Here is a 22,874-nt window from a genome sequence, read left to right as displayed (position 1 = left end):
TAGCCGCGACGGCCGGGGCCCGGAACCGCGCGTAGGTGTGACGCGCGTCCCGGCCCCGGCCGGCTGTGCCGCAGGGCGGTCAGCGGCGGGCGACGCCCTCGGCCCGGGCGGCCTCGGCCACGGCCTTGGTGACGGCCGGGGCGACCCGCTCGTCGAACGGCGAGGGGATCACCTTCTGCGGCGTCAGCTCGTCGGCGACCACGCCGGCCAGCGCCTTCGCGGCGGCCAGCTTCATGCCCTCGGTGATCCGGGTGGCCCGGACCTGGAGGGCGCCGGCGAAGATGCCGGGGAAGGCCAGCACGTTGTTGATCTGGTTCGGGAAGTCGCTGCGCCCGGTGGCGACGACCGCCGCGTACTTGTGCGCCACCTCGGGGTGGATCTCCGGGGTGGGGTTGGCCATCGCGAAGACGAACGCGCCCTCGGCCATGGTCGAGACGACCTCCTCCGGCACGGTGCCGCCGGAGACGCCGATGAAGACGTCGGCGCCGGCCATCGCGTCGGCCAGCGAGCCCTTCACGCCCGTGCGGTTGGTCAGCGCGGCGATCTCGGCCTTGACGTCCGTCAGGTCGCCGCGGCCCTCGTACACCACGCCGCGGCGGTCGCAGACGGCCACGTCGCCGATGCCGGCGGCGACCAGCATCTTGGCGATCGCGATCCCGGCCGCGCCGGCGCCGGAGATGACCGCGCGCAGCGAGCCGATCTCCCGGCCGGTGACCTTGGCGGCGTTCCACAGCGCGGCGGTGGTGACGATCGCGGTGCCGTGCTGGTCGTCGTGGAAGATCGGGATGTCCAGGGCGTCCTGGAGCCGGCGCTCGATCTCGAAGCAGCGGGGCGCGGAGATGTCCTCCAGGTTCACGCCGCCGAAGGAGGGGGCCAGCCGGACGACGGTCTCGACGATCTCGTCCACGTCGGTGCAGGCCAGCGCGATCGGAACGGCGTCGACGCCGCCGAACTGCTTGAACAGGATGGCCTTGCCCTCCATGACCGGCAGGGAGGCCTCCGGGCCGATGTCGCCGAGGCCCAGCACGGCGGTGCCGTCCGTGACGACGGCGACCGTGTTGGCCTTCCAGGTGTAGTCGTTCACCAGCTCGGGCTGCTCGGCGATGGCCGTGCAGACCCGGGCGACACCGGGGGTGTAGGCGAGGGACAGGTCGTCCGCGTCGCGCACCGGGACGGTCGCCCGGACCTCCATCTTGCCGCCGCGGTGAAGCGCGAAAACGGCGTCGACCGGATCGTCGGTGTCCTGAGTGCTGCTGTGGATGATCTCCGCTGCCACGATGACCTCTTCGTCATTGTTCGGCGAGGACGCGTGGCCGACGGGCGGACGACCCCGGCCGGAAACCGGAAACCGGGTACGCCGAAGCGGACCCGGGGCGGGGTCGGGGCGCTGCCGTCGGGGCGGCGCCCTCGGGTGAGGGTTTTTTGTCTAGTTGTCTGCGCTGTGCTTTCGGGCCGAGCGTAGGTCGAACGAAGGCATCGCACCTATGCCTTTTCGTCCTCGTCACGTGCATTTCATCAGCCTTGCGGCCAAATGAAGGCGCCGGGCGTCTTCAAGCGCCGGGCTCCGGCGGCGGCAATGGCGAGAAGGTACACGCACCCGCAGGAGTGAACTGCAGACACGGAGGGGATTCGGTGCCTCGGATGCGGAGTCGGCGTCGTGGACTTCCGTTCCTGCGCACCCCGAGCCTGTCGCGACTCGGCGGTCTGGGTTCGAGCGTCGGGGGTCACCCGGTACCGAATTCTGACATACCCGCCGCCCCGCCCGGCAGGGTGGGATGGGAGGATCCCTTTTCCGCCACCTTGCGTACACCCCCGCGCCTCCGTGGTGACACCACACCCCTCCCACAGGAGCATCCTCATGCACCACCGCCCCCACCTGCGCCGACCGGCCGCCACCTGTGCGGCGCTGGCCACCGCCGGAGCCCTGCTGCTGACCGGCTGCGGCGGCGGGAAGGAGACCGCCAAGGACCCGGTCCAGGAGATCCGCGGCAAGGTCCCGAAGGCCCAGCGCTCCGCCGGTGTGCTGAGGATCGGCACGGACCTCAACTACGCCCCGGTGGAGTTCCGGGGGGCGGACGGCAAGCCGGACGGCCTCGACCCGGAGATCGCCACCGCGCTCGGCAAGATCCTCGACCTGCGGATCGAGATCGCCGACACCCCGTTCGAGAAGCTGATCCCGAACCTGCACGCCAAGCAGTACGACCTGGCGATGTCCGCGCTCAGCGACATCCGCCAGCGCCGCGACGGCACCGACGATGCGGGCAAGCAGGTCAACCCCGGTGTGGACTTCGTGGACTACTTCATCGCGGGCACCTCGATCATCGTCCCCAAGGGCAACCCCAAGGGCGTCCGCACCCTGGACGACCTCTGCGGCCGGACGGTCGCCCTGCAGGAGGGCACCACCCAGGACGAGATCATCGCGCGCCAGGTGCTGGCCTGCGCCCGGACCGGCAAGGTCCTCACCGTCCACAGGTTCGACAGCGACGCCAAGGCGCTCGCCGAGGTCGCCTCCGGCGCCGCGGTGGCCGGCCTGAACGACTTCCCGGTGGCCGCCTACGCGGCGAAGACCACCGACGGCGGCACCCGCTTCGAGGTGACCGGCGCGCAGTCCAAGTCCAACCCGTACGGGATCGCGCTGCGCAAGGAGGACACCGCGCTGCGGGACGTCCTGGTCAAGGCGGTCGACCAGCTGATCCGCAGCGGCGACTACGACAAGATCCTCGCCAAGTGGAACGTGAGCGCGGGCGCGGCCCAGAACGCGGTGGTCAACGGCGGGATCTGAGCCGGATCCGAGCGGCATCCGGGCGACACGCGAGCGGGGCCCCGCGGAGGGGATCCGAGCCGGACCGGGCCGCCCCCACGCGGGCGGCCCAAAACCCGCAGGCCCACGGGCGGGCCTCCGGGCACTGTGCGGGGAGATCTGCATACTTATACACAGGGTGACAGGGACACGGTATTCGTCCGAATAGCGGACAGCGCAGGCCCCCGTTATCCGATTTTGATCTGAATGACGGCCACCCGACCGTCATCAGATGGCAGGATTCCCCCCATCTCGGATCGAGCCGGCCACTGGTCGAGGCGGTTCGGTCAACGTCCACCTCGGCGGAGGGTGGCGACAGCACCAGGCACCACCCTGCGCACCTCCTGCCCAGGCCACGCACGACCGGCCCCGCCCGTACGACGACGTACAGCGAAATTCACCCGTACAGCGACGTACGACCTGCCGCCCCGGTGTGCCGCTCCCCGCGGCGCGCTCCGCCCGACCTCTCCCTCAGGAGGAGATCCCCCCATGACCGCCCGTACCCAGCGCACCCGTCTCCTCGCGGCCGGCGCGGTAGTCGCGTCCGTCTCCCTCGTCCTGACCGCCTGTAGCAGCAGCAGCTCGGACGACAGCGGTGGCGCACCGAACGCCGGCGCCACCATCAGCGCGGTGAAGGCCGACGACAAGCTGGTCGCCCTCGTCCCCGCCGACGTCAAGTCCTCCGGCAAGCTCGTGGTCGGCGCCGACGCCTCCTACGCGCCGGACGAGTTCAAGGACGACAGCGGCAAGATCATCGGCATGGACGTCGACCTGGCCAACGCCATCGCGGCCAAGCTCGGCCTCAAGGCCGACGTCCAGGACTCGGGCTTCACCGCGATCATCCCGGGCATCCAGTCGAACAAGTTCCAGCTCGGCATGTCGTCCTTCACGGACAACAAGGAGCGCGAGCAGATCGTCGACATGGTGACCTACTTCAACTCCGGTAGCGCCATCGCGGTCAAGAAGGGCAACCCGGACAAGATCGACCCCAACGACCTCTGCGGCAAGAAGGTCGCCGTCCAGACCGGCACCACCCAGGCCGACGAGATCAAGGACACCCGCAACCCGGACTGCGTCAAGGCCGGCAAGCCGGGCATCCAGAACGACGGCGACAAGTTCGACCTCCAGACGGACGTCACCAACGCCGTCGTGTCCGGTCGCGACCAGGCGCTGATGGCCGACTCCCAGGTCGTGGACTACGCGATCAAGCAGTCCGGCGGCCAGCTGGAGAAGATCGGCTCCACCTACGGCGTCGCCCCCTACGGCGTGGCGCTGGCCAAGGGCTCGCAGCTCACCCCCGCCGTGCAGGGCGCGGTGCAGTCGCTGATCGACGACGGCACCTACAAGCAGATCCTCGCCAAGTGGGGCGTCGAGGCCGGCGCGATCGACAAGTCCACCATCAACGGTGCCGTCAGCTGACCGTCCGCCTGCCTTCTCTCTCCCCCGAGGCCACACCGTGAACTCTCTGGACAAGGGGAAGGCGGACAAGGGACGGCCTGAGACCATCAAGGCCGTCCCGGTCCGCCACCCCGGACGCTGGGTGGGCGCCGTCGTCATCGCGGTACTCGCCGCGATGCTGCTGAGCGCCCTCTTCACCAACCCCGCTTTCAAGTGGGACATCGTCGGGAAGTACCTCTTCCACGACAGCATCGTGCACGGCATGCTCGTCACGCTGGAGCTGACCGCGCTCGCCATGGTCATGGGTGTGGTCGGCGGCATCATCCTCGCGGTGATGCGGCTCTCCCCGAACCCGCTGCTCTCCGGCACCGCCTGGATCTACATCTGGATCTTCCGCGGCACCCCCGTGCTGGTGCAGCTGGTGTTCTGGAACTTCCTCGGCCTGATCTGGGCCAGGCTCTCGATCGGCGTGCCGTGGGGACCGGAGTTCTGGTCCGAGTCCACCAACGTCCTGATCCCCACCTTCGTCGCCGCCCTGCTGGGCCTGGGCCTCAACGAGGCCGCCTACATGGCGGAGATCGTCCGCGGCGGCATCCAGTCGGTGGACGAGGGCCAGTCCGAGGCCTCCCACGCGCTCGGCATGAGCCGCTTCACCACCATGCGCCGGATCGTCCTGCCGCAGGCCATGCGGGTGATCATCCCGCCGACCGGCAACGAGACCATCTCGATGCTCAAGACCACCTCGCTGGTCAGCGTCATCTCGCTGGAGGAGATCTTCCGGGCCGGCCAGGTGATCTACTCTCGGACGTACCAGAACATCCCGATCCTGATCGTGGTCAGCCTCTGGTACCTGTTCTTCACCTCGCTGCTGACCATCGGCCAGTACTACATCGAGCGGTACTACGCCCGCGGCTCCAACCGGACCCTCCCGCCCACCCCGCTGCAGCGACTGCGGCGCATGTTCGCCGGGAAGTCCACCCCGAAGACCAAAACCGACGTGGTCCCGGGGCTTGAGGGAGGTGGTCACCTGTGACCGATCTGACCAAGACCCCTGCCGACGCCGTCAGCGGCGGCCCCATGGTCCGTGCCGAGGACGTCCACAAGTCCTACGGGTCCGTCCAGGTGCTCCGGGGCATCGACCTGGAGGTCCGGCAGGGCGAGGTGTTCTGCCTGATCGGTCCGTCCGGCTCCGGCAAGTCGACCTTCCTGCGGTGCATCAACCACCTGGAGAAGATCAACGCCGGCCGCCTCTGGGTGGACGGCGAGCTGGTCGGCTACCGGCAGAAGGGCGACCGGCTCTACGAGCTCAAGGAGAGCGAGGTCGCGCTCAAGCGCCAGGACATCGGCATGGTGTTCCAGCGCTTCAACCTCTTCCCGCACATGACCGCCATAGACAATGTCATCGAGGCGCCGGTGCAGGTCAAGGGCGAGAGCCGGGCCGCCGCCCGGGAGCGCGGGATGGCCCTGCTGGAGCGGGTCGGCCTCTCCGACAAGGCGAAGAACTACCCGTCCCAGCTCTCCGGCGGCCAGCAGCAGCGCGTCGCGATCGCCCGCGCGCTCGCCATGAAGCCCAAGCTGATGCTCTTCGACGAGCCCACCTCCGCGCTCGACCCCGAGCTGGTCGGCGACGTCCTCGACGTCATGCGCGGCCTGGCCGAGGAGGGCATGACGATGGTCGTCGTCACCCACGAGATGGGCTTCGCCCGCGAGGTCGGCGACGCGCTGGTGTTCATGGACGGCGGTGTGGTGGTCGAGGCCGGCAACCCGCGCGACGTGCTCACCAACCCCCAGCACGAGCGCACCCGCGCGTTCCTCTCCAAGGTGCTCTGATCAACGCGCCTTGAGCGCACCCCCTGGGCGCCCGGCAGGCCGGTCCTGCCGGGCGCCTGCGTTTGCCCCGCCAAGGTAATAGGCTGGAGGCACTCAGCCCGTTACCAACGCTTGAAAGGACCACCGTGGAGCTCGCCTCGTACGCAGACCTGGCCGTTCGGCTGGTCAACACCGAGGAGCCCGAGCGCGGCACCGACTCGCTGACCTCGGTGGAGGCCGTCCGCGGCCTGTTCTCCGACTCCTCGCGGGCCGCCGCGCTCGCCGACGAGGCGGACCTGCCGCGACTGCGCGGCGTCCGCACCCGGCTGCGCGGGGTGTTCGAAGCCGCCGCCGAGGGGGACGAGATCCGGGGCGTCGACCTGCTGAACAGCCTGCTGATGGAGTACCCCGTCAGCCCGCTGGTCTCCGGGCACGACTACCTCGACGATGCCGGACGCCCCCGCTGGCACCTGCACCTCGCCGACAACTCGCCCACCGCCACCGCGCACTTCAGCGCCGTCGCCTGCATGGGCCTGGCCGTCCACCTCACCGAGCTGGGCGCCGACCGGCTCGGCATCTGCCAGGCCTCGCCCTGCCGCAACGCCTACCTGGACACCTCGACCAACCGCTCCCGCCGCTACTGCTCCGACCGCTGTGCCACCCGCGCCAACGTCGCCGCGTACCGGGCCCGCAAGCGCCTGGAGGCCCAGGCGGCCGCCACGGCCTGAGCCGAGACCCGCCTCAGAAGCCGTCGGGGTCCACCCAGACCCCGAGCCGGCGGGCCAGCCCCGGCACCCGGGCCAGCGGGCCCCGGAGCAGCAGCCGCTCCAGCCGTCGGCCCGGGGCCAGCCAGGCCGGGCGCGGGCGCAGCCGCAGCAGCACCCGGCCGAGCACCAGCTCGTCCGGCACCGCGCCGTAGCTGCGGCTGTCACTGTCGATCGGCCGGTTGTCCGACAGCAGCCACCAGCCCTTCGGCCGCCGCGCGTCGGCCCGCTTCACCACCAGCAGGTCCTGCTGGAGCGGGTGGCGGAACACCACCACCGCACCCGGCCTGATCCGCGCGCCGTACCGGACGACCAGCTGGTCGCCCTCGCGCAGGGTGGGCACCATCGAGTCGCCCGCCACGTCGATCAGCCCGAACGGGGCGACACCCCCCGGGGCGCCGCCCTCCGGTTGCACCATCCGCGCCACGACTCCTCCTCCCGGCCCGCCGCGTCCCAGTCTGCCGTACGGACCGTCACCCGCCGATGTCCGGATTAGTCCGGTTCCGGCTCCGCCTTTTGCCCTAGGCCGACTGCCCGACCGCGAAACCGGGTGGCCGGAGGGGTAATCTCGGGCGCGGGAAGACGATCTAAGGAAGGACTCCCATGTTCTCTCGTCTGTTTGCACCGCGTGCCACCGCTCACGCCCACTGTGACCTGCCCTGCGGCGTGTACGACCCGGCGCAGGCCCGGATCGAGGCCGAGTCGGTGAAGGGCACCCAGGAGAAGTACCAGGCCAACGAGGACCCGGCGTTCCGGACCCGTGCCCTGATCATCAAGGAGCAGCGCGCCGAGGCCGTCAAGCACCACATCTCGGTGCTGTGGAGCGACTACTTCAAGGCCCCGCACTTCGAGAAGTACCCGCAGCTGCACCAGCTGATCAACGACACCCTGAAGGCCGCCTCGGCCGCCAAGGCGTCGACGGACCCGGCCACCGGCCAGGCCCTGCTCGACCTCATCGCCGAGGTCGACAAGATCTTCTGGGAGACCAAGCAGGCCTGATCGCCGCTCAGTCGCCTTCGACCGCCCCCCTCCGGCCCGCCGGAGGGGGGCGGTCGTGCGTTCCGCGGCGCGCCCGGGCCCTCCGGGGCGTTCCGATGAGGTGTCACCCCGGGCACCCGGTAAGGGTTGACCGCCCCAAGCGCTTGTTATGCTGCCAGGGCGTCCCAGGGGGAAGTCCGGTGTGAATCCGGCGCTGACCCGCAACGGTAAGCGGAGCCCCGGCCCCGTGAGCCCGATCGCCCTGGGGTGCCGACCTCCCGACAACTCGCCGTGGACTGCGAAGGGATGGCGCTGCGGCACATCCTGGTGCCCCGGCCCGCCGACCCTGCCCGGACCATCGCCCGAGGCTAAGGCGCGCCCCGTTGAGCACCGCAGCGACCGCACCGCTCCGCCGAATACCCGCCGTGCCGCTGGCCGCCGCCCTGGCCGCGGCACTCCTGCTGTCCATGGTCTGCGCGGTGGCCCTGGGCGCCGCCGGACTCGGCTGGGGCCGGGTGCTGCGGCTGCTCGGCGCCGGGCTGACGGGCGGTCGGCTGGAGGCCGGGGAGGCCGCCGCGTACGCGATCGTCTGGGAGATCCGGCTGCCGCGGACCGTGCTGGCCGCCGTGGTCGGCGCCGGACTCGCGGCCACCGGCGTCGCCGTCCAGGCGATGGTCCGCAACGCGCTCGCCGACCCGTTCGTACTCGGCATCTCCTCCGGCGCGGCGGTCGGCGCCAACGCCGTCCTGCTGCTCGGCGCGCTCGCCTCGCTCGGGGTCTGGGCGCTGTCGGTCTCCGCGTTCGGCTCGGCCCTGCTGGCGATGGTGCTGGTGTACGCCGCCGCCCGGTCCGCCTTCGGGCTCACCCCGCTGCGACTGGTGCTCACCGGCACCGCGATGTCCTACGGCTTCTCGGCGGTGACGGCGCTGATGGTGTTCGGCGCCGCCCGCGGGGAGGCGGCCCGCAGCGCGATGATGTGGCTGCTCGGCAGCCTCGGCGGGGCGACCTGGGGCTCGGTGCCGATCGCCGCCGCCACCGTGCTGGCCGGCCTGGCGTACCTGGCCTGCTCGGCCGGGCGGCTGGACGCCCTGGCGATGGGCGACGAGACGGCCGCCTCGCTCGGGGTGGACGCCGACCGGCTGCGCCGCGAGCTGTTCGTGGTGACCGCCGCCGTCACCGGCACGGTGGTCGCGGTCAGCGGCGCGATCGGCTTCGTCGGGCTGATGGTGCCGCACCTGACGCGGATGCTGGTCGGCGCCGGGCACCGCCGGGTGCTGCTGGTCGCCCCGCTCGCCGGCGCGCTGCTGCTGGTCTGGGTGGACATCCTCTCGCGGGTGGTGCTCGCCCCCGCCGAACTGCCGGTCGGGGTGGTCACCGCCGTCCTCGGCGTGCCCTGCTTCCTGCTGCTGATGCGCCGTCGCGGCTACACCTTCGGAGGCCGCTGATGGACATCGACCTCGACCGGGTCTCGGTCGACCTCGCCGGGACCCGCCTGGTCCACGACATCACCCTGAGCGCCGCCGCCGGCCGGGTGGTCGGCCTGGTCGGGCCGAACGGCAGCGGCAAGTCGACGCTGCTGCGCTGCGTCTACCGGGCGCTGCGGCCCGCCGCCGGGGCCGTCCGGCTGGGCGGCGCCGACCTGCACGCGCTCGCCCCGCGCGAGGCCGCCCGGCGGGTCGCCGCGCTGCCCCAGGAGCACTCCGCCGAGTTCGACTTCACGGTGGCCGAGGTGGTCGGCATGGGCCGGCTCCCGCACCGCGGCGCCTTCGCCGGACCGACCGCCGGGGACGAGGAGCGCTGCGCCGCGGCGCTGCGCCGGGCCGGCGCGGACCACCTGGCCGGGCGCGGCTTCCTCAGCCTGTCCGGCGGCGAGAAGCAGCGGGTGCTGATCGCCCGCGCGCTCGTCCAGGAGCCGCGGGTGCTGGTGCTGGACGAGCCCACCAACCACCTGGACATCGCCCACCAGTTGGAGGTGCTGGCGCTCGTCCGGGAGGCCGGTCCGACCGTGCTCACCGCGCTGCACGACCTCAACCTGGCGGCCGGCCACTGCGATCTGCTGTACGTGATCGAGGCGGGCCGGATCGTGGCCTCGGGGCCGCCCGTCGAGGTGCTCCAACCCGACCTGCTGGCCGAGGTGTTCGGCGTGCGCGCCACCCCCGTACGGCACCCGCTGACCGGCGCCGTCCACCTGCTCTTCGACCGCCTCGACCGGCTCGACCCGCTCGACCCGCTCGACCCGCTCGACCGACCCTAGGACCTCCCATGCGCACCAAGGCCGTTGCCGCCGCCGCCCTGCTCACCCTCGCCCTGACCGCCTGCGGCGCGGAGATCGCCCCCGCCGGCGATGCCGCCGCCGGCTCCGCCCACTACCCGGTGACCGTCGAGAACTGCGGCGCCAAGGCGACCTTCAAGGCGAAGCCCGCCCGGGTGGTGACCAACGACGTCGGCATCACCGAGCTGATGCTGGCGCTCGGACTCGCCGACCGGATGGCCGGCTACGTGATGCCCGACGAGAAGGGCCAGGTGGACAAGGTGGCCTGGAAGGACGGCTACGCCCGGACCAGCTGGCTCTCCAAGCAGCAGATCACCAAGGAGATCGTGCTGGAGGCCGGGGCCGACCTGGTCTTCGCCGGCTGGCACTACGGCTTCAGCGACGCCGACGGCTTCACCCCGCAGGCGCTCGCCGGGCTCGGCATCGACTCGTACGTGCTCAGCGAGTCCTGCCGCAGCGGCAAGGGCCCGGAGCGCGGGGTGATGTCCCCGCTGGACGCGCTCTACACCGACCTGGCCAACCTCGGCGAGATCTTCGACGTCCGGGACCGGGCCGACCGGCTGATCGCGGAGTTCAGGGCCGAGGTCGCCGCCGTACCGCAGCCCGGGCGGCGGCCGAGCGTGTTCCTCTACGACAGCGGCGAGGACAAGCCGTACACCTCCGGGCGGTTCGCCGCACCGGAGGAGATCATCGCCAAGGCCGGCGGGCGCAACGTGATGGGCGACCTCGCCGACTCCTGGACCACCGTCGGCTGGGAGAGCGTGGTGCAGCGCAACCCCGAGGTGATCGTGATCAACAACTACGGCGAGACCGGCGCCGAGGCGAAGCGGAGGTTCCTGACGTCCTTCCCCCCGCTGGCCGGGGTCTCCGCGATCAGGAACGACCGGATCTTCGTCCTGGACTACGTCGACCTGGTGGAGAGCCCCCGCAACCCCGCCGCGATCACCGCGCTCGCGGCCTACCTGCGCGGTGTGACGACCGGCTGACCGGCGCCCCGCCGGGCGTAGGCTCGAAGGTACGAGCCGACGGAACCGACCGGAGGAGCGACATCATGACCACCACGGCGGCGCCGCCCGCCTTCGACACCCGGGCGCTGCGCGAGGGGATCGAGCGCGGCGACGCCGAGGCCCTGCTCGCGCTCTACGCCGACGACGCCGAACTGCGCATGGTCGACCGCACCACCCAGCCCAGCCACCCGCTCGTGGTGCACGGCCGCGCGGAGATCGGCGCGCTGCTGAGCGACGCCTACGGCCGGGAGACCACCCACCGGTTGGAGCAGGTGGTGCTCCAGGACGACCACGTCGCCTTCCTGGAGTCCTGCCGCTATCCCGACGGCATCCGGGTGCTGGTCAGCTCGATCGCCGACCTGCGGGACGGCCGGATCGTCGACCAGACCTCGGTCCAGGCCTGGGACGAGAACAAGTCCTGGGACGACGGCGGACCGGCCCAGTAGGCTCGTGGCATGATCCGCACCGCCGCAGTCACCGATGTCCCGGTCATCCACGCCATGATCCGCGAACTCGCGGAGTACGAGAAGGCGCCCCAGGAGGCGGTGGCCACCGAGGAGCAGCTGCGGGACGCGCTGTTCGGCGCCGCCCCGGCGCTGTTCGGCCTGATCGCCGAGGACGACACCACCGGTGAGCCGGTCGGCTTCGCGGTCTGGTTCCTCAACTTCTCGACCTGGCGCGGCACCCACGGCATCTACCTGGAGGACCTCTACGTCCGCCCGGAGGCCCGCGGCGGCGGCCACGGCAAGGCGCTGCTGCTGGAGCTGGCGCGGATCGCGGTCGAGCGCGGCTACTCCCGGGTGGAGTGGTCGGTGCTGGACTGGAACGAGCCCTCGATCAACTTCTACAAGTCGCTCGGCGCCGTGCCGATGGACGGCTGGACGGTCCACCGGCTCACCGGGGACGCGCTCGCCGCCGCCGGCGCGCGCTGAGCGGACCCTTGCAAGTCCGGTCCGACCACTGCCACCCTGTGTCGCGATGGCTTACCATGAGTGACTCCCGCACCGGGGCCGGAAACGGTAACGTCTCGGGCGGATGCGCGGCGTCCGGCCAGGGGTATGACCGGTACGTACCGCACCACCCCTCTGGACAGTTGGGGCGAAGCAGTTGAGCCAAGCAACAGACAGTGCCGCGGCCACCGGCCCGGAAGCACAGCGCGTCACCCAGGAGGTGAGGGTGTCCCAGATCGACGGCGAGCCCGGAGTGCAGGACTTCGTGGAGGTCCGGCTGCCCGCGGCGGGGGCCTACCTCTCGGTGCTGCGAACAGCAACGGCGGGGCTGGCGGCCCGGCTGGACTTCACGCTGGACGAGATCGAGGACCTGCGGATCGCGGTGGACGAGGCCTGCGCCATCCTGCTCCAGCAGGCGGTGCCCGGCTCGGTCCTGTCCTGTGAGTTCCGGTTGGTCGGCGACTCGTTGAAGGTCACCGTCTCGGCCCCGACCACGGACGGCCGGGCCCCCGAGCGGGACACCTTCGCCTGGACGGTGCTCTCCGCCCTGGCCGGCGAGGTGGACTCGTCGGTCGGGGAGGACAAGACCGTGTCGATCAGCCTGCACAAGAAGCGCGGCGGGTCCGTCGCCCACTAGTGCGGTAGCACAGCAGCACCGAACAAGGGCCGTCCGCCCGGCACCCCGCCAGGGGCCGGCGGACGGCTCCCGGTACCGCCCACCACGCGGTACGACCAACGAGACGAATCCGGGGCCGCCCCACGGCCCCGGTGCTCCCGGAACGGAACGGGGGAATGGCCGTGAGTGATCTGGACCGTACCGGCCTCGCGACGGCGGGCCCTGCCGTACCGACCCAGGCGAGCGTTCCCGGCCTCGCCGCCAACGACGAAGCGCACCCGAAGGACGCCCACCGGATGAGCCAGCCGACCGAGCCGACGTCCGAACCGTCGCAGACGCCCTCGCCCCCGCCGTCCCCCGAGGAGCCGGCGGCCGAGGTACTGCGCGGTGCGGTGCCCGCCCAGGCCCCGCACCGCTCGGGTGCGCCGGACCGGGAGGCGGCCCGGGCGCTGTTCGTGCGGCTGTCCTCGCTGCCCGAGGGCTCCCCGGAGCGCGTCGAGCTGCGCAACCAGCTGGTGCGCATGCACATCCCGCTGGTCGAGCACCTGGCGCGGCGGTTCCGCAACCGGGGCGAGCCGCTGGACGACCTGACCCAGGTCGCCACCATCGGCCTGATCAAGTCGGTGGACCGCTTCGACCACGAGCGCGGGGTGGAGTTCTCCACCTACGCGACGCCGACCATCGTCGGCGAGATCAAGCGGCACTTCCGGGACAAGGGCTGGGCGGTCCGGGTGCCGCGCCGGCTCCAGGAGCTGCGGCTGTCGCTGACCACGGCGACCAGCGAGCTCTCCCAGCGGCACGGACGCTCCCCCACGGTGCACGAGCTGGCCGAGCACCTGGGGATCTCCGAGGAGGACGTCCTGGAGGGCCTGGAGTCCGCCAACGCGTACTCCACGCTGTCGCTGGACGTCCCGGACAGCGACGACGAGTCGCCGGCCGTCGCGGACACCCTCGGCGCCACCGACGAGGCGCTGGAGGGCGTCGAGTACCGCGAGTCCCTCAAGCCGCTGCTGGCCCAACTGCCGCCCCGCGAACAGAAGATCCTGGTGCTGCGGTTCTTCCGGAACATGACGCAGTCGCAGATCGCCGCGGAGGTGGGCATCTCGCAGATGCACGTCTCCCGGCTGCTCGCCCGGACGCTGGCACAGCTGCGGGAGAAGCTCCTCGTCGAGGAGTAGGCACCGCGGAGCAGTGCCGGAAACAGATGTGCGCCGGGGCCCGGGCCCCGGCGCACATCTGTTTTCACGCGCCCCCTCGCGAGGCGCGGTCGGCCGGCGCGGCGCGGCCCGCCGCGCGCCCGGCGGGGTCAGTCCTCGCGCGGGCCGTAGAGGGTCGCCGTGACCCTCGGGTTGAGCAGCGAGCCGATGCCCGCCAGTCCGAGCAGGCCGATGACCGCCGCGACGGCGACCATCGGGCCGCCGCTCTGCCCCATGTAGTAGGCGACCGGCAGGCAGATCGAGTTGGTGAGCAGCGCCGGGCTGCGGCCCCAGCGCCGCCCCTTGAGCAGCGCCTGGCCGGCCAGCAGCGGGAAGACGCCGAGCAGCACGATCAGCAGCCCGCCGAACTCGTGCAGGCCGAGGTTCTTCGCGTCGGAGGTGAGGGCGTGCACCATGTCGAGGACGCCGACGACGGCCAGTGCGGCGCCCTCCAGCGCGGTGATGGCGGCGCCCACGACCAGGGGCACGGGCCGGGCCGGGCCGGGCGCGGGTACGGGTGCGGAGGATTCTGCGGTCACTCCAGCAGGGTAGCCGCCGGTTGGTCCGTACCGACCCGTAGGCTGAGCACATGCGCGCTCTCCTGGTCGTGAACCCGAAGGCGACCACCACCAGTGGCCGCACCAGGGACGTGCTCATCCACGCCCTGCGCAGCGACCTCAAGCTGGAGGTCGCCCAGACCGAGTACCGGGGCCACGCGCGCGACCTGGCCCGGGAGGCCGCCGAGGACGGCGCGGTCGACCTGGTGGTGGCGCTGGGCGGTGACGGCACCGTCAACGAGGTGGTCAACGGGCTGCTGGCGCACGGGCCGGGCGAGAAGGTCCCCCGACTGGCCGTGGTGCCCGGTGGTTCGACCAATGTCTTCGCCCGCGCGCTGGGCCTGCCCAACGACCCGGTGGAGGCCACCGGCGCCCTGCTGGACGCCCTGGAGCGCCGCCGGGAGCGGCCGATCGGCCTGGGCAAGGCGATGACCGACGGGCTGCCGGACCGCTGGTTCACCTTCACCGCCGGCCTCGGCTTCGACGCCGGCGTGGTCGGCCGGGTGGAGGAGCAGCGCCGGGCGGGGCGCAAGTCCACGCACGCGCTCTACGTCGGCCAGGCGCTCCGGCACTACGTCACCCAGCGTGAGCAGCGCAGATCGGGCCCGGTCACCCTGCAGATGGCGGGCCACGAGCCCGTTCCGGGCCTGGTGCTGGCGATAGTCAGCAACACCTCCCCGTGGACGTTCCTGGGGAACCGGCCGGTCTATCCCTCCCCGCTCGCCTCCTTCGACACGGACCTCGACGTCTTCGGCATCACCCGGATGACGGCGTTCGGCACTGCTCGAACGGTCCGTCAGATCCTGCGGTCGTACGGGCCTTCGAGCAATGACGCCCGGCCTGTCGGCCCTTCGGGCAAGCACGTCGTCTCCTATCACGACGCCCGACACTTCACCTTGGTTTCACAGGAACCGGCCCCGTTCCAGGTCGATGGGGACCACCTTGGAGACAGGAGTCGCGTCAGTTTCACAGGCGTACGGCGGGCACTGCGTGTGATTGTGTGACCGGAAGGGGGGTTCACCCTTCTTCTCGAACGCACAAGCCCCCTTCACTCCATAGAAGTACTGGCTGTGAGCTAGGCGACACCGAAGAATCAAAAATTCCTCCCTGAAGGGGGTTGTATCCGGGCCCGAGGTTTGCGAACCTCTACATGGCGATCGGGACACATCGCAGCGACGGCAACCTCAGACCCTGACGGGGGCCGACCGCGGAGTGTCCCTCGAATCGCCGAATCCCTCCCCAGCACAGACCACCCGGGCCCGATGGGCCTTTGGTCTCTTTTGCTGTTGCGGGATTCGTGAAAGCGTTCACATTCACAAGCCATCGATTATGCCGATCGGGTGACCCCCGCCGGCAGGAGGAGTTGGACGACCATGGACTGGCGCCACCGCGCTGTCTGCCGCGAAGAGGACCCGGAGCTTTTCTTCCCGATCGGGAACACCGGTCCTGCTCTGCTGCAGATCGAGGAAGCCAAGGCCGTGTGCCGCCGCTGTCCGGTCATGGAGCAGTGCCTCCAGTGGGCGCTCGAGACCGGCCAGGACGCCGGCGTCTGGGGCGGTATGAGCGAGGACGAGCGTCGCGCGATGAAGCGCCGCGCAGCCCGCAACCGCGCCCGCACCGCCTGATCACACGCCGCATTACCAGCAGTGACCGCAGTACCGATCAACCCATGATCAAGGGCTTCCCTGCACTTCCTGGCGAAGCCTTCCGCACAAAGGACCTTGTTCCTTGAGGTCCGACGACACCGGGCCGCCCAGGCACTTGATACTGTTCACTTAGAGCAATATTGTGGAGCTGTGGCGCTCACCGTGTGCAACGCACTGGTGAGGTGTCGTCCCACCTAGAGCCCCCGCTCCGGCCGACTCCCCCCGACGGCCGGAACGGGTTGAGAGGCCCTGCCGACCCACCCCCCCCCCGGTCGGCAGGGCCTCGTTTCTGTTTCCGCCCGTTCTCACCGTGCACGGCGTTCGGCGCACGGGGGTTCCGCGCGCCGGAGCGGGTTGCGCGCACCCGGCGCTCCCGCCGGGCACGCGCCCCGTCCGCACTCCTCAATGCATCAGGGCACCGGGATCATCAGGGCACCGGGATCTCCAGGATCACCTTGGTGCCGCCGTTCGGCCCGGCCACCATGTCGAAGGTGCCGCCCAGCTCGCCGGTGGCCAGCGTGCGCACGATCTGCAGCCCGAGGTTGCCCGCCGTCTGCGGGTCGAAGCCCTCCGGCATGCCCCGGCCGTCGTCCTGCACGGTGATCAGCAGGTACTCCTCCGGCCGGGCGCCGCCGTTCCAGCTGTCCGACCAGCCCATACCGGTGGCCGGCGCCCGCCCGCGCAGGGCGGAGACCTCCAGGTTGCCGGAGGCGGACGGTCCGAAGGCGTGCTCCAGCGCGTTCTGCAGCAGCTCGGTCAGCACCATCGACAGCGGGGTCGCCACCTCGGCGGAGAGGATGCCGAAGCTGCCGCTGCGGCGGGTGGCCACCCGGCCGTCCTGGGACAGCTCCATCACCATCGCCAGCACCCGGTCGGCGATCTCGTCGAAGGCCACCTGCTCGTCCAGCGCCTGGGAGAGCGTCTCGTGCACGATCGCGATCGAGCCGACCCGGCGGACCGCCTCGTCCAGCGCGGCCCGGCCGGCGTCGGAGTCCATCCGGCGGGACTGCAGCCGCAGCAGCGCGGCCACCGTCTGGAGGTTGTTCTTCACCCGGTGGTGGATCTCCCGGATGGTGGCGTCCTTGGTCATCAGTTCGCGGTCGCGGCGGCGCAGTTCGGTGACGTCCCGGCAGAGCACCAGGGAGCCGGTCAGGGTGCCCTTGGGCTTGAGCGGGATGGCCCGCAGGGTGACCACCCCGCCCTGCACCTCGACCTCGGTCTGACGGGGCGCCCAGCCGCTCGCCAGCTTCACCAGCGCCTCGTGCACGGCCGCCCGGGAGGGCGGGACGAGCTCGGCGGTGGCCCGGCCCAGGTGGCTGCCGACCAGGTCGGTGGTGAGGCCGAGGCGGTGGTAGGCGGAGAGCGCGTTGGGGCTGGCGTAGGTGACGACGCCGTCGGCGTCCAGCCGGATCAGGCCGTCGCCGACCCGGGGGGCGGCGTCCATGTCGGCCTGGTCGGCCCCGGGGAACGGGAAGGTGCCGGCGGCGATCATCTGGGCCAGGTCGGAGGCGCTCTGCAGATAGGTGAGTTCGAGCCTGCTGGGGGTGCGGACGGTGAGCAGGTTGGTGTTCCGGGCGATCACGCCGAGCACCTTGCCCTCGCGCCGGACCGGGATCGACTCGACCCGGACCGGCACCTCCTCCCGCCACTCCGGGTCGCCCTCGCGCACGATCCGCCCCTCGTCGAAGGCGGCGTCCAGCAGCGGCCGGCGGCCGCGCGGGACGAGGTGGCCGACCATGTCGTCCTGGTAGGAGGTCGGGCCCGTGTTGGGCCGCATCTGGGCCACCGAGACGTACCGGATGCCGTCCCAGGTGGGGATCCACAGGACCAGGTCGGCGAAGGAGAGGTCGGAGAGCAGCTGCCACTCCGAGACCAGGAGGTGGAGCCACTCCACATCGGCACCGGTCAGGGTGGTGTGGCGGCGGACGAGTTCGTTCAGCGAGGGCACATGGCGAGGGTAGCTCCAGCCGTGCGGGCGGGGCCCCCTCGCACCCGCCCGGCGGGGCGTCCGCCAAGTTGTCCAGACCAATTTTCGGGGAGCCCTGGACAACCCAGATTGGTCTAGTCCACAATGAAAGGGCACCAAGGAGAGGCCCACCGCGCAACTGCCCTGACCGCGCGCGGCCGCTCCTCGGTCGGACGCCGTCGAGCGAGGACCCCGCACAGTTCTCGATCGGCCCGGCGCCCGACGACAGCTCCGGGCTGCGGTGCCGCATGGGTTGAGGGTCCCGTGTCGGCGCCGTGGCCCGTAGTGCTTTCCAGACCCGTACGGCACAACACAACGCCGAACCCCCGTCCACAGGCTGTGGACGGGGGTTCGGCGTTGTGCCGTACGGGCGAGGGTCAGTGGGTCTCGGTGACCTTCGCCAGGGCGCGCGGGGCGTCCGGGTCCTGGCCGCGGGCGATGGTGACCTCGTAGGCCAGCTGCTGGAGCGGCAGGATCTCCAGGATCGTCTGGACCTCCTCGGGCACGCCGGCCGGCAGCACGAAGCCCGCGGAGGCGGCGTCCACCTGCGCCTGCTGGCCGATGACCACCAGGTCCGCACCACGGCCGCGCAGGCGGTCCAGGACGGGCTGCAGGGCCTCGCCGCCCTTGCCGTCCGGGACGATGGCGATGACCGGGGAGACGTTGTCGACCATGGCCAGCGGGCCGTGCAGCAGGTCGGCGCCGGAGAACGGGGAGGCCGGGATGTAGGTGGTCTCCATCAGCTTCAGCGCCGCCTCGCGGGCGGTCGGGTAGCCGTAGCCGCGCGAGGTGATGACCAGGCGCTGCGCGAAGCGGTAGCGCTCGGCCAGGGCCTTCACCTCGGCCTGGCGGGCCAGGATGCCGGCGGCCAGGGCCGGCAGCTCCTTGGCGGCCGAGCCGTCGCCGCCGCGCAGGCCCTCGACCAGCAGGTAGAGCGCCAGCAGCTCGGCGGTGTAGGTCTTGGTGGCCGGGAGGGCCTTCTCCGGACCGGCCAGCACGTCGATGTGGAACTCGGAGACCTCGGCCAGCGGCGAGGCGGCGTTGTTGGTGACCGCCAGGGTGATGGCACCGGCCTCGCGGGCGGCCTTGGTGGAGGCCACCAGGTCGGGCGAGCCGCCCGACTGGCTGACGGTGATCACCAGCACGTCGGTGAGGTCCGGCTTGGCGCCGTACGCGGTGGTGGTGGACATCGAGGTCAGGCCGGCCGGCTTGCCGAGCAGGATCTCGATCAGGTACTTGGCGTACAGGGCCGCGTTGTCGGACGTGCCGCGCGCGGTGAGCAGGACGAAGCGCGGGTTGCGGGCGGCGATCTCGGCCGCGATCTCGCGGATCTTCGGGGCGCCCTCGTCGAGGATGCGCTGGAGGACGGCCGGCTGCTCGGCCATCTCCGCCGCCATGATCCGGCCCGGGACGGAAACAGTCTGCGTGTCGGACATCTGGATGTGCCTCCGATGAGATGGTTCTACCCCGCCAGGGCGGATTGCCCGGCGGGACCTCTACGGCGGCGAGTCCGCACACTCGCTGCGGTGATTCCTGCGGCAATCCTACGGGGGGCTCCCCCGTGGAGCACATTCGAGAGCGCCCCCCGGTGGACCGGGGGGCGCTCCCGAGGGCGCCGCGGACCCGTCAGGACGGGTTGTTGATCAGCTGGTCGATCGCGGCGTCGGCCTCCTTGGTGGCCTGGTCCACGGTCTTGCCCTTGAGGATCTGGGTCAGCATGTCCGGCAGGATCTTCTGCTTCTCCACCGCGCCCCAGCCGGGGGCCAGCGGGGTGAACCAGGCGTCCGGCACCGCGTTGGCCGCGGCGGAGGTGGCCGGCTTGCTCTTCAGCGGGTTCAGCTGGGTCAGGTTGTTCGGCAGGATGTCCTTGTCCGCCAGCGCCTGCTGCGACTTGGTGCTGGTGAACAGCCGGATCCAGTCGGCGGCCAGCGCCGCGGACGGCGACTTGGCGGTGACGGCGAGGTCCGAGCCGCCGATGAAGGTCGGCAGCGGCTTGCCCTCCGGGCCGGGCATGGTGGCCACCTTGACGGCGTCCTTGAGGATCGGGTCGCCGGTGACCGGGGCGGTCACGCTGGCCGCCTCGTAGCCGTTGCCGTAGAAGGACGCGGCGTGCCCGCGGGCCATCGCCTCGAACTGGTTCTGCTCGTTGAGCGCCAGGTCGCCCTTGTTGTACTTGCGCACCAGGTCGACGAAGTGGCTGATGCCCTGCTGGGACTTGGCGTCGTGCAGGGTGCCGTGCCAGTTGCCGGCGCTGTCGAACCGGGCGATGGTGCCGCCGTACGCGGAGACGTAGCTCATCGCGGCGTACCAGTACGGGCCGGGCAGGTACACCGGCGAGAAGGTCTTGTCCGCCTTGTTCTTGTCGGCGATCTTGTCGAGGGCCGCCCGCAGGTCGTCCTCGGTCTTGGGGAAGTCGGCGCTGCCGGTGGCCGCCTGGAAGGCCGCGGAGTTGTAGATCGCGACCCGGGCGCCCGCGTAGTACGGCACGCACCACAGCTTGTCCTGGTAGGTGCAGGTGTTGGCCAGCGCCTTGATCCAGGAGTCCGCGTTGTCGAAGGTGGTCCGCTCCACCGGAGCCAGCGCGCCGGACAGGACGTACTTCATGGTCTCGGTGTTGCCGAGCTCCACCACGTCCGGGGCGCTGCCGTCGGCGATCGCCTTGTCGAGCTTGCCGACCTTGTCGGCCCACCCCTGGTAGGAGAGCTTCAGGGTGACGTGCGGGTACTTGGCGGCGAACTCGTCGTTCACCCGCTGCACCAGGTCGGGCCAGTTCTTCTGGGCGTCGTCCATCAGCCAGACGGTGACCGTGCCGGTGGCCGTCTTCGGGTCGATGCCGGCGGACTTGGCGTCCCCTGACGGCGAACCGCCCGAGGAACAGGCCGTCAGTCCGGCGGCCAGCGCCATGGTTCCGAACGTCGCGATGAGCCGACGCTTCTTCACGCCATCCTCCGAGGGTGCTAGAGCCTGTGCCCGCCGGCAGCGTGATGGCGCCCGCCGGGAACGGCCCGGGCATGGCAACGAGGAGCTTCGGGAAGGGCTGATACCACATCCGGTGAGGTTTAATTTCGAACCGGATGCAGTGGACTCTGGCCTAGACCACTGCCAGTGTCAACGCCAAATGGCCTGCCCGGAGGGGCCGTTGCAGACCTGTTGTAGCCCGTGGCGATCAGTTGCGGCGCCATCACCCTAAGTAGAACTTAAGGCTGACTTAAGACCGATTTGAGGGAACACCGACAGGTGGCGAACCCGCAGGTCAGCAGCGGCGAAAACAGAGCGGGCCCGTCATGCGCCATGCGCATGACGGGCCCGCTCTTAAGGTGCCCCTCGGCACCCCGGGTGACCGATCCGACGTGGACTCAGCCGATCGCTCCCGGCTGCCCGGTGAGCACCTCGACGGCCGCCAGCCCGCAGACCCGGGCGGCACCGTGGGTGGCGATGTGCAGCGCGCCGACCGGCTCGGACTGCGGCAGGCCCATCTCGACCACCGCGGCGTCCGGACGGGCCGCCACCAGACGGGACAGCGCGGCGGACATCCACTCGTGCCGGTGGGCGTCGCGGACCACCAGCACCAGGCGGCGGCCCTCGGCGCCGGCCACCACCTCGGCGACCACGGCCTCCAGCCGCTGCGCGTCGGCGGTGTCCGGGCCGACCTCCAGGGTCCGGGTGCCGGGGAAGCGGTCGGCCAGCATGCCGGCCACGCCCCACGGGGTGACGTCCCCGACCGCGATGTTGGGCTCGGCGGAGAACGAGGCCACGTACGGGCGCTCGGTCACCGGAAGGGCCTCCCGGCCCGGTGCCCGGACCACTCGCAGCGCCCGGCGGGCGGCCCGCAGGCCGACCGCCAGGTCGGGCTCCAGCCGCTCGCCCTGGGCCTCGATCCGGCCCCAGCTGCCGAGTGCGCGCACCCGGGCGGCGGCGTCCGCCAGCCGCTCCTCGGGGAGCAGTCCGGCCTGCACGCCCGACACGATGGCGTCGCGCAGCAGCAGCACCGTCTCCTCGTCGGCCAGCCCGCCGCCGACGCAGATCGCGTCCGCGCCGGCCGCCAGGGCCAGCACGGTGCCGTCGCCCATGCCGAAGGTGTCGGCGATGGCACCCATCTCGATCGCGTCGCTGACGATCAGGCCCTGGTAGCCGAGGCCGCCGTCGGCCGGGGCGGCCCGCAGCAGGTCGCGCAGCACCCGGGGGCTGAGCGTGGCCGGGAGCTTGGGGTCGAGCGCCGGGATCATGATGTGGGCCGTCATCACGGCCTTCGTCCCGGCCGCGATCGCGGCCTCGAACGGGATCAGGTCGCGGGCGCGCAGCACGTCCAGGTCGACGTCGATCACCGGCAGGCCGTGGTGCGAGTCGACCGCGGTGTCGCCGTGCCCGGGGAAGTGCTTGGAGCAGGCGGCCACGCCGGCCGACTGCAGGCCCTCCACCCAGGCGGCGGTGTGCCGGGCGCACAGCTCCGGGTCGGCGCCGAAGGAGCGGACGCCGATCACCGGGTTGCGCGGGTTGGAGTTGACGTCCGCGGTGGGCGCCCAGTTGTAGTTGACGCCGGCGGCGGCCAGCGCCCGGCCCAGCTCGCGGGCCACGTCGCGGGTCAGCGCCGGGTCGTCGATCGCGCCGAGGGCGAAGTTGCCGGGCCAGGACGAGCCCGAGCCCGCCTCCAGCCGGGTGACGTCGCCGCTCTCCTCGTCGATCGCGATCAGCAGGTCGGGGTTCTCCGCGCGCAGCGCCGAGGTGAGCGCCGAGAGCTGCTCCAGGTCGGTCACGTTGCGGTCGAACAGCGCGACCGAGCCGAGGCCGGCCTCCAGGTGGCGGCGCAGCCACTCGGGCGGCTCGGTGCCGACGAAGCCGGGCTGGAGGACGGTCAGGGCGTCGCGGTGCAGCTGGTCACTGACCGGGAGTGTGGGGATGAGGATGCTCACGGTCG

General features: G+C 71.5%; 22 protein-coding genes and 1 riboswitch. Of the genes, 15 read left to right on the top strand and 7 right to left on the bottom strand.

The window, feature by feature from the left end:
• Window positions 1-79 precede the first annotated feature (79 nt).
• Entirely contained in the window at window positions 80-1,276 is a 1,197-nt protein-coding gene (locus tag ACGFZP_RS06410) for an NADP-dependent malic enzyme (RefSeq protein WP_392929174.1), read from the bottom strand.
• 582 nt (window positions 1,277-1,858) lie between these two features.
• Here ACGFZP_RS06410 and ACGFZP_RS06405 point away from each other — a divergent pair.
• From ACGFZP_RS06405 to ACGFZP_RS06385, 5 genes are all read left to right on the top strand, one after another.
• Window positions 1,859-2,782: an ABC transporter substrate-binding protein gene (locus tag ACGFZP_RS06405; protein WP_392929172.1), complete on the top strand. Its 924-nt coding sequence runs from the start codon at window positions 1,859-1,861 to the stop codon at window positions 2,780-2,782.
• Between the two features lie 507 nt (window positions 2,783-3,289).
• Complete coding sequence (locus ACGFZP_RS06400) at window positions 3,290-4,219, top strand: ABC transporter substrate-binding protein (protein ID WP_392929171.1); 930 nt, start codon at window positions 3,290-3,292, stop codon at window positions 4,217-4,219.
• 37 nt (window positions 4,220-4,256) lie between these two features.
• Window positions 4,257-5,231, top strand: a complete 975-nt coding sequence (locus ACGFZP_RS06395; protein ID WP_392929169.1) for an amino acid ABC transporter permease — start codon at window positions 4,257-4,259, stop codon at window positions 5,229-5,231.
• Between the two features lie 44 nt (window positions 5,232-5,275).
• Entirely contained in the window at window positions 5,276-6,028 is a 753-nt protein-coding gene (locus ACGFZP_RS06390; RefSeq protein WP_392929668.1) for an amino acid ABC transporter ATP-binding protein, read from the top strand.
• A 125-nt stretch (window positions 6,029-6,153) separates the two neighbouring features.
• Window positions 6,154-6,735: a CGNR zinc finger domain-containing protein gene (locus ACGFZP_RS06385; protein ID WP_392929167.1), complete on the top strand. Its 582-nt coding sequence runs from the start codon at window positions 6,154-6,156 to the stop codon at window positions 6,733-6,735.
• A gap of 13 nt (window positions 6,736-6,748) precedes the next feature.
• On the opposite strand, the gene sodX is transcribed toward ACGFZP_RS06385, so the two are convergent.
• Window positions 6,749-7,189, bottom strand: coding sequence for a nickel-type superoxide dismutase maturation protease (sodX, locus tag ACGFZP_RS06380; protein ID WP_392929165.1), 441 nt, complete (start codon window positions 7,187-7,189; stop codon window positions 6,749-6,751).
• 185 nt (window positions 7,190-7,374) lie between these two features.
• Between sodX and sodN the strand changes: the two genes are divergently transcribed.
• The 8 genes from sodN (at window position 7,375) to ACGFZP_RS06340 (ending at window position 13,772) form a co-directional block, all read left to right on the top strand.
• The gene (gene sodN, locus ACGFZP_RS06375) at window positions 7,375-7,770 is read left to right on the top strand and encodes a superoxide dismutase, Ni (RefSeq protein ID WP_063347853.1); all 396 of its coding nucleotides are present in this window, start codon (window positions 7,375-7,377) and stop codon (window positions 7,768-7,770) included.
• A 140-nt stretch (window positions 7,771-7,910) separates the two neighbouring features.
• Window positions 7,911-8,029: riboswitch (cobalamin riboswitch) on the top strand.
• A 187-nt stretch (window positions 8,030-8,216) separates the two neighbouring features.
• Window positions 8,217-9,194: a FecCD family ABC transporter permease gene (locus ACGFZP_RS06370; protein WP_392929666.1), complete on the top strand. Its 978-nt coding sequence runs from the start codon at window positions 8,217-8,219 to the stop codon at window positions 9,192-9,194.
• Window positions 9,194-10,003, top strand: a complete 810-nt coding sequence (locus ACGFZP_RS06365; RefSeq protein ID WP_392929164.1) for an ABC transporter ATP-binding protein — start codon at window positions 9,194-9,196, stop codon at window positions 10,001-10,003. Before ACGFZP_RS06370 ends, ACGFZP_RS06365 begins: the two co-directional genes overlap by 1 nt.
• 8 nt (window positions 10,004-10,011) lie before the next feature.
• Window positions 10,012-11,007, top strand: coding sequence for an ABC transporter substrate-binding protein (locus ACGFZP_RS06360; RefSeq protein WP_392929162.1), 996 nt, complete (start codon window positions 10,012-10,014; stop codon window positions 11,005-11,007).
• Window positions 11,008-11,072: 65 nt separating this feature from the next.
• Window positions 11,073-11,474, top strand: a complete 402-nt coding sequence (locus tag ACGFZP_RS06355) for a nuclear transport factor 2 family protein (protein ID WP_392929161.1) — start codon at window positions 11,073-11,075, stop codon at window positions 11,472-11,474.
• A 9-nt stretch (window positions 11,475-11,483) separates the two neighbouring features.
• The gene (locus ACGFZP_RS06350) at window positions 11,484-11,960 is read left to right on the top strand and encodes a GNAT family N-acetyltransferase (RefSeq protein ID WP_392929159.1); all 477 of its coding nucleotides are present in this window, start codon (window positions 11,484-11,486) and stop codon (window positions 11,958-11,960) included.
• A 244-nt stretch (window positions 11,961-12,204) separates the two neighbouring features.
• Window positions 12,205-12,615, top strand: a complete 411-nt coding sequence (locus tag ACGFZP_RS06345; RefSeq protein ID WP_387945057.1) for an anti-sigma regulatory factor — start codon at window positions 12,205-12,207, stop codon at window positions 12,613-12,615.
• 155 nt (window positions 12,616-12,770) lie between these two features.
• The gene (locus tag ACGFZP_RS06340) at window positions 12,771-13,772 is read left to right on the top strand and encodes an RNA polymerase sigma factor SigF (protein WP_392929157.1); all 1,002 of its coding nucleotides are present in this window, start codon (window positions 12,771-12,773) and stop codon (window positions 13,770-13,772) included.
• 128 nt (window positions 13,773-13,900) lie between these two features.
• Here ACGFZP_RS06340 and ACGFZP_RS06335 read toward each other — a convergent pair whose 3' ends face one another.
• Entirely contained in the window at window positions 13,901-14,329 is a 429-nt protein-coding gene (locus ACGFZP_RS06335) for a hypothetical protein (RefSeq protein ID WP_392929155.1), read from the bottom strand.
• A gap of 50 nt (window positions 14,330-14,379) precedes the next feature.
• Here ACGFZP_RS06335 and ACGFZP_RS06330 point away from each other — a divergent pair, with 50 nt between their 5' ends.
• Window positions 14,380-15,351 carry a diacylglycerol/lipid kinase family protein gene (locus ACGFZP_RS06330; protein ID WP_392929153.1) on the top strand — a complete coding sequence of 324 codons (972 nt, stop codon included), beginning with the start codon at window positions 14,380-14,382 and terminating at the stop codon, window positions 15,349-15,351.
• Window positions 15,352-15,720: 369 nt separating this feature from the next.
• Window positions 15,721-15,972: a WhiB family transcriptional regulator gene (locus tag ACGFZP_RS06325; RefSeq protein WP_014138019.1), complete on the top strand. Its 252-nt coding sequence runs from the start codon at window positions 15,721-15,723 to the stop codon at window positions 15,970-15,972.
• Between the two features lie 448 nt (window positions 15,973-16,420).
• Here the strand turns inward: ACGFZP_RS06325 and ACGFZP_RS06320 are convergent, their stop codons facing one another.
• The 4 genes from ACGFZP_RS06320 to ACGFZP_RS06305 form a co-directional block, all read right to left on the bottom strand.
• Entirely contained in the window at window positions 16,421-17,941 is a 1,521-nt protein-coding gene (locus ACGFZP_RS06320; RefSeq protein ID WP_387945049.1) for a sensor histidine kinase, read from the bottom strand.
• Window positions 17,942-18,336: 395 nt separating this feature from the next.
• The gene (locus ACGFZP_RS06315) at window positions 18,337-19,395 is read right to left on the bottom strand and encodes an SIS domain-containing protein (RefSeq protein WP_392929151.1); all 1,059 of its coding nucleotides are present in this window, start codon (window positions 19,393-19,395) and stop codon (window positions 18,337-18,339) included.
• A 190-nt stretch (window positions 19,396-19,585) separates the two neighbouring features.
• Complete coding sequence (locus tag ACGFZP_RS06310; protein WP_392929664.1) at window positions 19,586-20,863, bottom strand: extracellular solute-binding protein; 1,278 nt, start codon at window positions 20,861-20,863, stop codon at window positions 19,586-19,588.
• A 452-nt stretch (window positions 20,864-21,315) separates the two neighbouring features.
• On the bottom strand, window positions 21,316-22,869 hold the full coding sequence (locus ACGFZP_RS06305; RefSeq protein ID WP_392929150.1) for a glycoside hydrolase family 3 protein: 1,554 nt from the start codon (window positions 22,867-22,869) through the stop codon (window positions 21,316-21,318).
• Window positions 22,870-22,874 lie beyond the last annotated feature (5 nt).

It is taken from the genome of Kitasatospora sp. NPDC048239 (assembly GCF_043202015.1).
Taxonomy (GTDB): Bacteria; Actinomycetota; Actinomycetes; order Streptomycetales; family Streptomycetaceae; genus Kitasatospora.
The sequence above is the reverse complement of the archived record's forward strand: the minus strand, read 5'-3'. Positions and strand labels throughout refer to the sequence as shown.

Excerpts from the sequence above, each read along its gene's own strand:
- ACGFZP_RS06405 (WP_392929172.1), top strand. The coding sequence starts at position 1,859 with ATGCACCACCGCCCCCACCTGCGCCGACCGGCCGCCACCTGTGCGGCG.
- ACGFZP_RS06355 (WP_392929161.1), top strand. The coding sequence starts at position 11,073 with ATGACCACCACGGCGGCGCCGCCCGCCTTCGACACCCGGGCGCTGCGC.
- ACGFZP_RS06330 (WP_392929153.1), top strand. The coding sequence starts at position 14,380 with ATGCGCGCTCTCCTGGTCGTGAACCCGAAGGCGACCACCACCAGTGGC.
- ACGFZP_RS06400 (WP_392929171.1), top strand. The coding sequence starts at position 3,290 with ATGACCGCCCGTACCCAGCGCACCCGTCTCCTCGCGGCCGGCGCGGTA.
- sodN (WP_063347853.1), top strand. The coding sequence starts at position 7,375 with ATGTTCTCTCGTCTGTTTGCACCGCGTGCCACCGCTCACGCCCACTGT.
- ACGFZP_RS06390 (WP_392929668.1), top strand. The coding sequence starts at position 5,276 with ATGGTCCGTGCCGAGGACGTCCACAAGTCCTACGGGTCCGTCCAGGTG.
- sodX (WP_392929165.1), bottom strand. The coding sequence starts at position 7,189 with ATGGTGCAACCGGAGGGCGGCGCCCCGGGGGGTGTCGCCCCGTTCGGG.
- ACGFZP_RS06315 (WP_392929151.1), bottom strand. The coding sequence starts at position 19,395 with ATGTCCGACACGCAGACTGTTTCCGTCCCGGGCCGGATCATGGCGGCG.
- ACGFZP_RS06325 (WP_014138019.1), top strand. The coding sequence starts at position 15,721 with ATGGACTGGCGCCACCGCGCTGTCTGCCGCGAAGAGGACCCGGAGCTT.
- ACGFZP_RS06340 (WP_392929157.1), top strand. The coding sequence starts at position 12,771 with ATGGCCGTGAGTGATCTGGACCGTACCGGCCTCGCGACGGCGGGCCCT.
- ACGFZP_RS06310 (WP_392929664.1), bottom strand. The coding sequence starts at position 20,863 with ATGGCGCTGGCCGCCGGACTGACGGCCTGTTCCTCGGGCGGTTCGCCG.
- ACGFZP_RS06360 (WP_392929162.1), top strand. The coding sequence starts at position 10,012 with ATGCGCACCAAGGCCGTTGCCGCCGCCGCCCTGCTCACCCTCGCCCTG.
- ACGFZP_RS06370 (WP_392929666.1), top strand. The coding sequence starts at position 8,217 with ATGGTCTGCGCGGTGGCCCTGGGCGCCGCCGGACTCGGCTGGGGCCGG.
- ACGFZP_RS06365 (WP_392929164.1), top strand. The coding sequence starts at position 9,194 with ATGGACATCGACCTCGACCGGGTCTCGGTCGACCTCGCCGGGACCCGC.
- ACGFZP_RS06350 (WP_392929159.1), top strand. The coding sequence starts at position 11,484 with ATGATCCGCACCGCCGCAGTCACCGATGTCCCGGTCATCCACGCCATG.